Origin of the sequence: Rhodoplanes sp. (genome assembly GCF_013377085.1) — a bacterium.
Classification (GTDB): Bacteria; Pseudomonadota; Alphaproteobacteria; order Rhizobiales; family Xanthobacteraceae; genus Rhodoplanes.
The window spans coordinates 1-12643 of the sequence record NZ_JACAAX010000002.1 but is presented as its reverse complement, the minus strand read 5'-3'; the positions used below and the strand labels follow the sequence as shown (position 1 = coordinate 12643).

12 protein-coding genes are annotated in these 12643 nt (G+C 67.7%); 8 read left to right on the top strand and 4 right to left on the bottom strand.

What is annotated here, in order from left to right; all coding sequences use genetic code 11:
* Positions 1-42 precede the first annotated feature (42 nt).
* The 5 genes from HXX10_RS01995 (at position 43) to HXX10_RS01975 (ending at position 5228) form a co-directional block, all read left to right on the top strand.
* The gene (locus HXX10_RS01995) at positions 43-843 is read left to right on the top strand and encodes a DNA-binding transcriptional regulator (RefSeq protein ID WP_296519723.1); all 801 of its coding nucleotides are present in this window, start codon (positions 43-45) and stop codon (positions 841-843) included.
* Positions 844-969: 126 nt separating this feature from the next.
* The gene (locus HXX10_RS01990; protein WP_296519722.1) at positions 970-1848 is read left to right on the top strand and encodes a 3-keto-5-aminohexanoate cleavage protein; all 879 of its coding nucleotides are present in this window, start codon (positions 970-972) and stop codon (positions 1846-1848) included.
* A gap of 92 nt (positions 1849-1940) precedes the next feature.
* Positions 1941-2909, top strand: coding sequence for a tripartite tricarboxylate transporter substrate binding protein (locus HXX10_RS01985; protein ID WP_296519721.1), 969 nt, complete (start codon positions 1941-1943; stop codon positions 2907-2909).
* A gap of 20 nt (positions 2910-2929) precedes the next feature.
* Positions 2930-3691 carry an SDR family NAD(P)-dependent oxidoreductase gene (locus tag HXX10_RS01980; protein ID WP_296519720.1) on the top strand — a complete coding sequence of 254 codons (762 nt, stop codon included), beginning with the start codon at positions 2930-2932 and terminating at the stop codon, positions 3689-3691.
* Between the two features lie 112 nt (positions 3692-3803).
* Entirely contained in the window at positions 3804-5228 is a 1425-nt protein-coding gene (locus tag HXX10_RS01975) for an aldehyde dehydrogenase family protein (protein WP_296519719.1), read from the top strand.
* A gap of 62 nt (positions 5229-5290) precedes the next feature.
* On the opposite strand, the gene HXX10_RS01970 is transcribed toward HXX10_RS01975, so the two are convergent.
* On the bottom strand, positions 5291-6265 hold the full coding sequence (locus HXX10_RS01970) for a tripartite tricarboxylate transporter substrate binding protein (protein ID WP_296519718.1): 975 nt from the start codon (positions 6263-6265) through the stop codon (positions 5291-5293).
* Between the two features lie 460 nt (positions 6266-6725).
* On the opposite strand from HXX10_RS01970, the gene HXX10_RS01965 reads away from it, so the two are divergent.
* Entirely contained in the window at positions 6726-7946 is a 1221-nt protein-coding gene (locus HXX10_RS01965) for an efflux RND transporter periplasmic adaptor subunit (protein WP_296519717.1), read from the top strand.
* A 2-nt stretch (positions 7947-7948) separates the two neighbouring features.
* Positions 7949-9922, top strand: coding sequence for a MacB family efflux pump subunit (locus HXX10_RS01960; RefSeq protein ID WP_296519715.1), 1974 nt, complete (start codon positions 7949-7951; stop codon positions 9920-9922).
* A gap of 40 nt (positions 9923-9962) precedes the next feature.
* Here the strand turns inward: HXX10_RS01960 and HXX10_RS01955 are convergent, their stop codons facing one another.
* The gene (locus HXX10_RS01955) at positions 9963-10706 is read right to left on the bottom strand and encodes an AprI/Inh family metalloprotease inhibitor (RefSeq protein WP_296519713.1); all 744 of its coding nucleotides are present in this window, start codon (positions 10704-10706) and stop codon (positions 9963-9965) included.
* A gap of 68 nt (positions 10707-10774) precedes the next feature.
* Positions 10775-11752, bottom strand: coding sequence for a 2-hydroxyacid dehydrogenase (locus HXX10_RS01950; protein WP_296519712.1), 978 nt, complete (start codon positions 11750-11752; stop codon positions 10775-10777).
* A gap of 147 nt (positions 11753-11899) precedes the next feature.
* On the opposite strand from HXX10_RS01950, the gene HXX10_RS01945 reads away from it, so the two are divergent.
* Positions 11900-12517: a PH domain-containing protein gene (locus HXX10_RS01945; RefSeq protein ID WP_296519711.1), complete on the top strand. Its 618-nt coding sequence runs from the start codon at positions 11900-11902 to the stop codon at positions 12515-12517.
* A gap of 7 nt (positions 12518-12524) precedes the next feature.
* Here the strand turns inward: HXX10_RS01945 and HXX10_RS01940 are convergent.
* Positions 12525-12643, bottom strand: a 119-nt coding sequence (locus HXX10_RS01940) for a 2-oxo acid dehydrogenase subunit E2 (RefSeq protein WP_296520054.1), incomplete at its 5' end; no start/stop codon positions are given.

Genomic DNA, 12643 nt, shown 5'->3' with positions numbered 1-12643 from the left:
TCGTTCCGTCAGGCGGAATGACGACAGGGGCTGGCATGATCCATGACCGAGAATACCGTCGAATCCGTCCGTCGGGCCTTGGATCTCCTTCGCGAGCTCAATCGGCAGCGTGTGAGCTCGGTGCGGCATCTGCACCACGCGACCGGATTGCCCAAGCCCACGATCGTGCGCATGCTGGATACGTTCGCCGCGCTCGGCTATGTGGTCAACGATCGCCGTCAGGGCGGCTATCAAGTCACGTCACTCGTCCGTTCGCTGAGCGCGGGATTCCACGGTGATCCGCTGGTGGTCGAAGCGGCTCGTCCATGGGCGATCGCCTTCACGCGCAAGTTTCAGTGGCCGGTCGCTGTTGCCGTGCTTGACCGCGACGCGGTTGCGGTACGCTTCAGCACCATTCCCGACAGCCCGGTGTCGCCGTTCCACGTGACCATCAACAACCGGCTGAAACTGATGTCGCGCGCGTTGGGGCGGGCCTATATCGCCTTTTGTCCGCCCAACGAGCGCAACCTGCTGCTCCGCATGCTCGCGATGTCCGACGATCCCGAAGACGAGGCGGCACGCGACCGCGATGCGGCGCTGACGCTGCTGGCCATGGTCCGGCGTGCGGGCTTTGCCGACCGCTCGGCCACGGTGGAGCCGAAGTCGTCTTCGACGATCGCGGTTCCGGTGATGCTCGGGCGGAAAGTGCTCGCGACTGTCGGCGTGACCTATTTCACGTCGGCGATTCCGAAGGCAGAGGCCATCGCGCGATACGTGCCTCTGCTGAAGGAGATGGCGAAGAACATCCAGACCAGTGTCGTTCTGCTCGAGCAGGGCGGCGCGCCGAACGACGGCGCTCACTGACCTGGCGTTCCGTACAGTGGAATGGCGGGACATTTCCCCGACAGCCGCCGCTGCTTCCATCGTAAAAATCCCGACAAGGATGCCGTCGACGACGGTAGCGAAAAACTCCTGGGGTCGAGGCCGCCGATGCAATCGCGTGTCGTCATCACATGCGCCGTGACCGGCAACCAGACCACGCCGGAGATGACGCCGCATCTGCCGATCACGCCCGAAGAGATAGCCGAAGCGTGCCTCGGAGCAGCCGAGGCCGGAGCCGCCGCCGTGCATATCCACGTGCGCGATCCGAAGACCGGCCGACCGTCCATGGATATCGATCACTATCGCGACGTGATCGAGCGCATCCGCGCCAAAGACAATCAGGTCATCATCAATCTCACCACCGGGCCGGGCGGCCGTTTCGCCCCGGATCCGGACGATCCGAAGGTCGCCGGGCCCGGCACGACGCTGACGCGGCCCGAAAACAGGGTTGGGCACATTGCGCTTCTCAAGCCGGACATCTGCACCCTCGACCTCAACACCATGAACTCCGGCAAAGAGGTCGTCATCAACACGCCGCCGAACATCCGCCGCATGGCCGCGGTGATCCGCGAGGCGCGCGTAAAGCCCGAGATCGAACTGTTCGACTCCGGCGACATCTCCCTGTGTCGCGATCTCGTCAGTGACGGCACGCTCGAAGGCCCGATCTTGTGCTCGATCGTCATGGGCGTGAAATACGGCTTCCGGCCGTCGCCGGAGACGGTGCTTTACGCGCGCGGGCTGCTGCCGACCGGCGCCGTGTGGACGGCGTTCGGCACCGGCCATATGGCCTTTCCCATGGTGGCGCAGTCCTATCTGGCCGGCGGCCATGTCCGTGTCGGGCTGGAGGATGCCGTCTATCTGGCGAAGGGCGTCCTCGCACCGTCCAACGCCGCCATGGTCGCGAAGGCTCGCCGCATCATCGAATCGCTCGGTGGGCAGATCGCGACCGCGCGGCAGGCTCGCGACATGCTGTCGCTGCCGGCGTGACGGAAGACCCAACGGCCTGAAGAGCCAATGATCTGAAGACGACGTCGTAAAAACGCGGGCGACAATGCCTGCATCGCAAATTCGGAGGAAACATGCGGCTGCTGTCTTTCGGCCTCTTCGGGCTTGCGCTTGCTCTGGCACCTTGTCACGGCGCCGCCGCGGACGTGTGGCCGGACCGCCCGGTCACCATGGTCGTGCCGTTCCCGGCAGGCTCCGCCGTCGACACCCTTGCGCGTGCCGTCGCCAATGTGCTGAGCGAAAGCCTCGGCAAGCAGTTCATCGTCGACAACCGCGCGGGAGCGGGGGGCAATCTCGGTGGGGCTGCGGTCGCCAGGGCGCCTGCCGACGGCTATACGCTGCTGTTCGGGACGCCGGCGCCGATCGCGCTCAACAGGCTCATGTACAAGGGCCTCGCCTATGACTCCGAGCGGGACTTTGCGCCCGTCGTGCTCGTCGCCAAGTCGCCCCTGATCGTCACGGCGAAGCTCGACTTTCCAGCGAAGACGCTCGGAGAGCTGATCGCCTACGCCAGGCAGAACCCAGGCAAGGTCAATGTCGGCCATCCGGGCAACGGCACGCTCGGACACATTACGTCGTTGCTGATCCAGAAATTCGCCGGCGTGGAGATGACGAGCGTGCCGTTCCGCGGCTCGGCGCCGCTGATGACCGATGTGCTGGCGGGTCAGATCGACGTCGCCATGGATTTCATGCCGACCTATCTGCCGCTGGTGGCCGACCGCAAGATCAGCGTGCTCGCAGTGACGTCGCGCCAGCGCGCCACGCAACTGCCCGATGTGCCGACGGTGCAGGAAGCGGGTTTTTCGGGCTTCGAGGCAACCGCGTGGTTCGCGATCGTCGCCCCGACCGGTACGCCGCGTGATATCGTCAGCAAGCTGAACAGCCTGGCGAACGCGTTCCTCAAGAGCGACAAGGGCAAGGCCATCCTCGAGCAGAACGCCCTGCAGGGTGTCGGAGGTTCTCCGGAAGACCTCAAGACCTTCATCGCCGGCGAGCTCGCCAAGTGGAAGCCGGTGATCGAGGCGGCAAAGATCACGATGTAGCAAAAGCGAGGTCGCCGTAGATGACGAGCATCGAAGTTCCTGCACTGTCGGTTCCGAAAATTGCGCTCGTCACGGGCGGCAGCAGCGGTATCGGCAAAGCGACTGCGGCGCGCCTCGCCGCCATGGGGTCCGCTGTCGTGGTCGGCTACAACAGCCGCCGCGCACTGGCCGAAGAGGTGGTCGACGGGCTGCAGGGCACCGGGCATCTGACCATGCGCATTGCGATCGACGATCCGGTGTCGATCTCCGCGACCGTGGCGGCCGTGCAGGACCGATACGGGCGGCTCGATGCGCTGGTCAATTGCGGCGGCGCGACGACTCCGGTGCCCGCCAAGGATCTCGACGGGCTGACGGACGACATCTTCGACCGAACCGTCACGATCAATCTGCGGGGGCCCTTCGCCATGGTTCGAGCTTTCCGTCCATTGCTGGAACGCGGCAACGGGGCAGCAATCGTGAACATTTCGTCGATAGCGGCCCGTACGGGCCTGGGCAGCAGCCTGGCTTATCTGGCCGCAAAGGCCGGCGTCGATGCGCTCACGATCGCGCTCGCGAAGGTTCTTGCGCCGCACATCCGCGTGTTCTCCGTCTCGCCGGCCGGAGTCGATACGGACTTTGTCGCCGGCCGGACCCGCGAGCAGCTACAGAAAACCGCCGAAAGAATGCCGCTCGCCCACATCACCATGCCTGACGACGTCGCAAGAGCTGTGGTTGCCTGCATCGTCAATCTGACCAGCTCGACCGGTATCGTCGTGCCGGTGGACGAGGGCCGACACCTTTAGGTCCGACGGAACGCGGGCGCGACGAAAGTCGCAGCGACTAATGGACGGCCTGGTCCTTCAGGCTGCGGACACAAAAGACCCGCCGTCGTGCGGACGTCATGGGCAGGGAACGATGGACACGTCGAAATTCTACATCGATGGCGCTTGGGTGGATCCAGCCGCGCCGTCGACTTCGGGAGTCGTCAACCCTGCGACGGAGGAGACCTTCGCGCAGATCAGCCTGGGCTCGGGGCAGGATGTGGATCGGGCCGCCAAGGCGGCGCGCCGCGCCTTCGCCGCCTGTTCCGACGTGAGCGTCGAAGAGCGTCTCTTCTGGCTTCGGAAGATCATCGAGGGCTTTCGAGCGCGTCTGCCGGAACTGGCGCGGATGATGACCCTCGAAATGGGCGCGCCGATCACGTTCGCCACCGAGCGCCAGGCGACCGTTGCGCTCTTTCATTTCGAGGAAGCCGCGCGGGTCCTTGCAGGATACCGTTTCGAGGAGCGGATGGGCAACGGCATCGTCCGCCGCGAGCCGATCGGTGTCTGCGGACTGATCACGCCGTGGAACTGGCCGCTGAACCAGGTCGCCTCCAAGGTCGCGCCAGCGCTCGCGACCGGTTGCACCGTCGTTCTCAAGCCCAGCGAGATCGCGCCGCTCAGCGCGATGCTGTTTGCAGAGATCGTCCACGACGCCGGGATCCCGGCCGGTGTCTTCAATCTCGTCAACGGCGACGGACCCACGGTGGGCGAGGCGATCGCGGCCCACCCGGAGATCGACATGGTGTCGTTGACCGGATCGACGACGGCCGGCGTGCGCGTGGCCAAGCTCGCGGCGGACACGGTCAAGCGCGTCGCGCAGGAGCTGGGCGGCAAGTCCGCCAACATCATCCTCGCCGATGCCGACCTGAAAGCCGCCGTGATCGCCGGCGTCCACGCCTGTTACACGAACGCCGGCCAGAACTGCCAGTCTCCCACGCGCATGCTGATCCCCCGCGCGCAGCGGGACGCGGCCTTCGCGGCTGCGCGCGAGGCCGTCGACACCATTCGGCTGGGTGACCCGCTCGATCCGGCGGCCACCATGGGGCCGCTGGTGAGCCGAGCGCAGGTCGAGAAGGTTCAGGACCTCATCCGGTCGGGCGTCGACGAGGGGGCGACTCTGGTGGCCGGCGGAACGGGGCGGCCTCCGGGTCTCGACCGTGGATTCTATGTTCGCCCGACCGTCTTCGGTGATGTGACGCCGCACATGAGGATCGCACGCGAGGAGGTCTTCGGCCCGGTGCTGTCGATCATGAGCTACGATACCGAGGACGAGGCGATCGACATCGCCAACGATACGCCGTTCGGATTGGCGGGCTTCGTGCAGTCCAAGGATCTCGCCCGCGCTCGCGCCGTCGCCAACCGCATCCGGGCAGGACGCGTCTACCTCAACGGCGCTGCGTTCGACCGCGGCCTTCCCTTCGGGGGCTACAAGCAGTCAGGCAATGGACGTGAGTTCGGGGTCTTCGGATTCGAAGAGTACCTCGAGGTAAAGGCCATACTCGGCGACAGAGAGTAGTGGCGTCGCTCAGGCGATGGTCGAGGCCGCTCGCGACATTGTCGAATCGCGTGGCGGACGGATCAATCCTGCTTGAGCCCGAACTCCTCGACGACCTGCTTCTGCGCCGCGATCTCGCGGATCGCGTAGGTGCGATAGTCCTCGCTGCCGAGATACCAAATCTCCTGGTCGAGCTTCTCCATGGTGGCTCGGAACGCAGGATCGTCCATGCCCTTCCGCAGCGCGTCGTGAAGTGTCTTGACGACGGCGGGGTTCATGCCTTTGGGGCCGGCGAGGCCGTAGGGCGACGTGGCGACCAGGTCGAATCCGACCTCCTTCAAGATCGGCACGTCCGGCCAGCGTTTGGTCCTGTTGGCCCCGAAGGTGACCAGAAGGCGGAGCTGGCCGGCATCCACCTGCGGCGCCCAGACGGTCACGTCGGCGACGGCGTCGATGTGGCCGCCGAGCAGGGCGTTGATGCTTTCATTGCCGCCCTTGTAGGGCACGTGGAGCCAGTCGACGCCGAAATGCTTGCCGATCTGCAGCATCGATACGTGCTGCGTCGAGGTCGGGCCGTTCGTCCCGTAGCTGATCTTGCCGGGATTGGCCTTCGCATATGCGATCAGATCCTGGAACGTCTTGAACGGCGAGTCGGCGCGCACGACGATGCCGTAGACATAGCCGGTGACGCCGATGATGTAGGTGAAGTCCTTGGCGGGATCGTAGGCCGTCTTGCGCAGGAACGGCGTCCGGAACACGGTCAGCGGAACCTGAACGATGCTGTAACCATCCGGCTGCGCCGACGTCGCCACCTGTTGTGACGCCAGGACGCCGGCGGCGCCCGGCCGGTTCTCGATCACGAACGGCTGTCCGAGGTGCTTCTCCGCCGCGGACGTCAGTGTGCGCAGCGTGATGTCCGTCGCCGTGCCGGCCGGATAGGAGACGTACAGCGTCACCGGCCGCGACGGATAGACTTGTGCCCCTGCGCTGCGCGGCAAGGCGGAGAGCGAGACGGCACCTGCGGCGAGACTCAGGATCTGACGGCGGTGCAGTTCCACGGCTGACTCCCTGATCAAATGCAGGAACGTCACGCATCCCGGCGTGCGCCCCAGGGCGCGGATCGACCGACGACCGCTCTCGGCGCGCCTCCGCATCTGCCGATCGGAGCAGCGTACCTGCTCTCGGCCCAGCACGTTCGTCTCGACGTGACTCTACACCGACCTTTTCAGCGGCCGGACATTCTTTGTCGATCCAGGACGATAAGAAAAAGATATGCCGGTCTGAACGGCCCACGGCGCGCACGCCGTGTCGTCGCCGGCGGCGGAAGCGACAGCCCGCCTTGTTTGTTTCGATGTATTTCATTTGTGTCTGCTCTATTGCAGACGTAAAGAAATATACGTGCGTTGACGTGAACCGCGGCATCCGAATACAAAGCGCATTCTCGATGCGGTTTTGGGTGCGCCTGGTGTTGAACTTGTCGAGCGGTGACCTTCGACGGCCGGTGCAGTGTCACGCCGCATGACCCCGCGACTCCGCATTACGCTGGTCGCCGCGATCGTCGGACTCGTTGCGCTCGCCGGCTTCGTGGTCAGGGCGGTGCTGGCGCCGGCGCCCGCCGCCGACGTGATGACGGCGGCCGTGACGGTCGGCGACATCGAGGAGACCGTGCTGGCGAGCGGCACGCTCAAGCCGGTCAAGCTGGTCGCGGTCGGGGCGCAGGTGTCGGGCCGCGTCACCGCCCTGAAGGTGACGCTCGGCCAGGCCGTCGCGGCCGGCGACCTGATCGCCGAGATCGATTCGCTCACCCAGCAGAACGCCTTGCGCACCGCGATCGCGTCGCTTCAGAACACCCGCGCCCAGCGCACCGAGAAGGAGGCGACGCTCGCCAATGCCGAGGCGTCGCTCGGCCGCCACCAGGTCACCTTCGCCCAGAAGGCGTCGTCGCGCGCCGACTACGATTCGGCCGAGACGACCGTGAAGACGACGCGCGCCCAGATCGCCCAGCTCGACGCCCAGATCGTCGAGGCCGAGGTGGCGGTGGAGACCGCCCGCATCAATCTCGGATACACGCGCATCACGGCGCCGATCGACGGGACCGTGCTGGCGATCGTCACGCAGGAGGGCCAGACCGTCAACGCCGTGCAGTCGGCGCCGACCATCGTGGTGCTGGGCCGGCTCGATGTGATGACGGTGCGGGCCGAAATCTCCGAGGCCGACGTCGTCAAGGTGAGGTCCGGCCAGCAAGTCTATTTCACCATCCTGGGCGATCCCGAGCAGCGCTTCCACGCGACGCTGGAGTCGATCGAGCCGGCGCCCGAATCGATCCGCAGCGATTCGAGCTTCAGCACCTCGACGACGTCGAGCTCGTCGAGTTCCACATCATCCTCCACCTCCACGTCGGCGATCTATTACAACGGCATCTTCAACGTGCCTAACCCGGAGGGCCGGCTGCGCACCTACATGACGGCGCAGGTTCGCATCGTGCTCGGCACGGCGACCAAGGTTCTCACGGTTCCGGCCGCGGCGCTCGGGCCCGGCAACGGCGACGGCGCCCAAACCGTGCAGGTGGTCGGACCGGGCGGAGAGATCACGTCGCGGCCCGTCACGGTCGGCCTCAACAACAAGGTGATGGCCGAGATCCGCACCGGCCTGCGCGAGGGCGAGCGCGTCGTCACCGGCCGGCGCAGCAGCGAGGGCCAGACCCGCACGATGGGCCCGCCGCCGCCGATGGGGTTCTGATCGTGGCGGAGCCGCTGACCCCTGCGCCCCTCATCGTGCTCTCGGGCGTGCGCCGGGAGTATCCGGCCGGCGACGGCACCATCGCGGCGCTGGCCGGGGTCGACCTCGTCATCCCGGCGGGCGAGATGGTGGCGATCGTCGGGCCGTCCGGCTCCGGCAAGTCGACCCTGATGAACATCTTGGGCTGCCTCGATCGGCCGACCGCGGGCAGCTACCGCATCGCCGGAAGCGAGACCGCGGCGCTCGGCATGGACGAGCTGGCGGCGCTGCGGCGCGAGCGGTTCGGCTTCGTCTTCCAGCGCTATCACCTGCTCTCCGAGCTGACGGCGCTCGGCAATGTCGAGATGCCGGCGACTTATGCGGGCCTGTCCCTCGCCGACCGCAAGGCGCGCGCCGGCGCCCTGCTGGGCCGGCTCGGCATGGCCGATCGCCTCGGCCATCGGCCGGGCCAGCTCTCCGGCGGCCAGCAGCAGCGCGTCTCGATCGCGCGCGCCCTGGTCAACGGCGCCGACGTCGTCTTCGCCGACGAGCCGACCGGTGCGCTCGACCGTGCCAGCGGCGAGGAGGTGCTGAAGATCCTCGACGAGCTCAACGCCGAGGGCACTACGGTCGTCATCGTCACGCACGACATGGCGGTGGCCGGCCGCGCCGAGCGTATCGTCGAGCTGAGCGACGGCGTCATCGTCGCCGACCGCCGCGTGCGCGACCGGCACGCCGCGCGGCCGCGCCCGGCCGCGACGGCGGCGGCGCCCGTGGCGTCGCCCTGGCGCGTCGCCGCCGACCGCTTCCGCGAGGCGCTCAGGATGGCGCTGCTCGCCATGAACGCCCACCGGCTGCGTACGGTGCTGACCATGCTGGGCATCGTCATCGGCATCGCCTCGGTGGTGTGCGTCGTCGCGCTCGGCGAAGGCTCGCGCCGCAAGGTGCTGTCCAACATCTCCAGCCTCGGCACCAACACGCTGGAGATCTTTCCCGGCAAGGATTTCGGCGACGTCCGCTCGGCCAAGGTGAAGACCCTGGTGGTGGCGGACGCGCGCGCGCTGGCCGAGCAGCCTTGGGTCGCCGGCGTCACCCCGACGGTGTCGACCAACAGCACGCTGCGCTACGGCGCGCTCGAGGTCAGCGCCCAGATCAACGGCGTCGGGGAGCAGTACTTCATCGTCAAGGGGACCAAGCTCGCCGAAGGCCGCATCTTCGACGGCGACGGCGTGCGCCGCATGGCGCAGGACGTGGTGATCGACGAGAACACCCGCAAAGCCTTGTTCGCGACCGTGGCGGGTGGCGCCGTCGGACAGACGCTGTTGATCGGCAAGGTGCCGTTCCGGGTGATCGGCGTCACCCAGGCGCAGCAGGGTGGCTTCGGCTCCAGCGCCAACCCGTCCGTCTATCTGCCCTACACGACCGTGCAGGCGCGCCTGCTCGGCACCTATTCGCTGCGCAGCATCACGGTACGGGTGAACGACGACACCGACACGTCGCTGGCCGAGCAGGCCGTGATCCAGTTGCTCACCCAGCGCCACGCCGCCAAGGATGTCTTCATCCTCAACACCGACGACATCCGCCGCACCATCACGTCGACGGCCGCGGTGCTCACCCTGCTGGTCGCGGCGATCGCCGTCATCTCGCTGATCGTCGGCGGCATCGGGGTGATGAACATCATGCTGGTGTCGGTGTCGGAGCGGGTCGCCGAGATCGGCGTGCGCATGGCGGTCGGGGCACGGCGCAGCGACATCCTGCAGCAGTTCCTGATCGAGGCCGTGCTGGTCTGCCTGATCGGCGGGCTGATCGGCATCGCCGCGGCGCTCGGCTTCGGGGCCGCCTTCGCGGCCTTCGGGTCGAGCTTCAGCCTGGTCTATTCGGGCACCTCGATCGCCGCCGCGGTGCTGTGCTCGACCCTGATCGGCGTGCTGTTCGGCTTCCTGCCGGCCCGCAACGCCTCGCTGCTCGATCCGGTCGCGGCGCTGGCCCGGGATTGAGGCGGCCGTCGCAAGGAAACTCGAATGGGGCGTACGCCCCCTACTGCTTCACCATCAGGATCGGGTCGGGCGTCTCGGGGACGCGCTGCCAGGTCTTCGGGTCGGTTTCCTCGAAGCGCCAAGTCTGGTTGCGCGCGCCGTTGAGCACCAGCTCGTCGCGGTCCATCGACCAGGTCGTCGGCGCGAAGCGGGCGACGACGGCGTCGCAATTCGTGCCGAGCTTCAGCGCGAAGGCGTCGCCTGCCGGCGTGGCGGCGAGCGTCACGGCGCACAGCGTGCGGCCGCCGCGGGTCAAAGACCATTGGCCGGCCATATCGTCGAGGCTCGGCGGCGGCCGTTTCAGCGAGGCGACCGTCTGCAGGAACAGGATGCCTTCGCCGGGCTTCGGCGCCTCCCACAGGCCCTGCTCGACCTCGCTGAACTCCAGCATCACCCTGCCGCGCGCATCGACGAAGCGCAGGAAGTCGTTCTCGCCGAGCGTCCAGGCGGCGGCCTCGCGCAGGAACGGGAAGAGGCCCGTGCAGGATTTCTCCAGCTCCAGCTTCATGCCGGGCGACCCGGCCGCATCGGTGCGGAAGGCGACGGAACAGCGCCGGTCGCGGTCGGCGTTGGAGAACTCCCACTGGGTTCCCGCCACGTTGCGGGCGGTTTCGCTGGGGCCGGAAGGCGCCGGCGCCGGCGACTGGGCCGTGGCCGGGCCGGCGGCGGGCAGGGTGGCGAGCAGCACGGCCACGAGGGGCACGGCGGCGAGAAGCGCAAGGCGCGCGGTCGATCGAGTCCACATCGGATCAGGCTAGCACGGGGTCGCCGGCCTCGCCACGACGCCGGCGTGCAGGCCGGCGCCGCGTCGCCTCACTGGGCCGGCGGCCACGGCGTCTCCGGCACCGGCGTCAGCGGACCCTTGCCGGCGAACCAGGACGCGAGATTGTCGACGACGAGCTGGTCCATGGCGGCGCGGGTCTGGGCCGAGGCCGAGCCGAGATGCGGGAACAGCACGACGTGGTCCATGGCGATCAGCTCGTCCGGCACCCGCGGCTCTTTGGCGAACACGTCGAGCCCGGCCGACAGGATGGTGCGGGACTTCAGCGCCTCGATCAGGGCGGCCTCGTCGACCACCGAGCCGCGCGCCATGTTGATCAGGATGCCGTTCGGTCCGAGCGCCTTCAGCACGTCGGCGTCGATCATGTTGCGGGTCGTCTCGCCGCCCGGCACGATGGCCAGCAGCACGTCGACGTCGCGCGCCATGTCGAGCAGGTTCGGGTAGTGCCGGTACGGCACCTCTGCCACGGGTCGGCGCGTGTGATAGACGACCGGCACCCCGAAGGCGTCGAGCCGGCGCGCGATGGCGCGGCCGATGCGGCCCATGCCGACCAGGCCGACCGTGCGGTCGCGCAGCGTCGCCTTGCTGAGCGGGTAGGGACGCTCGACCCATTTGCCGGCGCGCAGATGCCGCTCCGCCTGCGGCAGCTCACGCGCCGTGCACAGAAGCAGGCCCAGCGCCGTGTCGGCGACCTCCTCGTCCAGCACTTCGGGCGTGTTGGTGACGACGATGCCGTGCCGGCCGGCCCAGCCGGCGTCGATGTGGTCGTAGCCGACCCCGAAGCTCGACACGATCTCCAGCTCGGGGAAGCGCTGCAGGAAAGCGCCGTCGATCTTGTTGGCCGTGTAGGCGACCGCGATGCCGCGCACGCGCGGCGCGATCTCGACGAGGAACCGCTCCGGGTCCGGTGCCTCGATCAGCCGGTGCAGCGTCGAGATCGGCTCGAGGCCGCCGACGATCACGGGCTTGGTGTTCCCGACCAGCAGAATGTCGGGCTTCTCGACGGTCATCACAGCCTCCCCGGCCTTCTTTTGCACGCGCCCCCGGATTAACAGCACCGGGTCGGGGCCGGCAAGGCCGGGGTCGCCGGGTGGCGCCGGGCGATTCCACCCTGCGGCGAAACGCGGTATGGCTACGCCGACGTCGGGGACGCGCGCATGGGCTATGTCGACACTGTTCTGCAGCCGGGCGAGACGGTGCGGTTCCGCACCGGCCGGCATTGGGTTGTCTATCTGCCCGGGGTCGCCATCGCAGTAGCCGCAGTGGCGGGGCTCGCGGCGGCGCTGACGGTCTATCTGGAAGCCGACTTTCCGACGACCTGGGATGCCGTCTGGGTCGGGGTCGCGCTGGCGGTCCTCGCTTTCGGCATGGTCCTGCTGGCGCGGAACTGGTTCCGGCGCCGGTTCACCGAGATCGCCGTCACGGATCGCCGGGTGATCTACAAGTCCGGGGGCTGGCGCCGCTCGACCAGCGAGATGCCGGTCGAACGCATCGAGACAATCGAGGTGGAGCAGGGGCTTCTTGGCCAAATGCTCGACTTCGGCAAGGTCAGCATCAACGGCATCGGCAGTGGCATCGGGCCGGACAAGCTGTGGTGCATCGCGTCGCCTCTCCGGCTCCGCAGCGAGGTGACGGCGGGCAGCGGCGCAAGGCGGTTGCCGGCCGGTCCGGTGATCGCCGATGTTGGCAGTCCATCGGTCTTCGTGGCCCCGGTCCAACCGAGCGCGCCGCCGGTGGCGCTGCCGGAAAACGCGGCGGCCGCTCCGGCGCGTTGAGCGTCGCCTACACCAGGAGACCGACGGGGTGCTCGAGTCCGCGTTTGACGGCGGCGAGGAGCTTTGCGCCGAGCGCGCCGTCGACGACGCGGTGGTCGCAGGAGAGGGTCAGGGTCATGCGGGTCT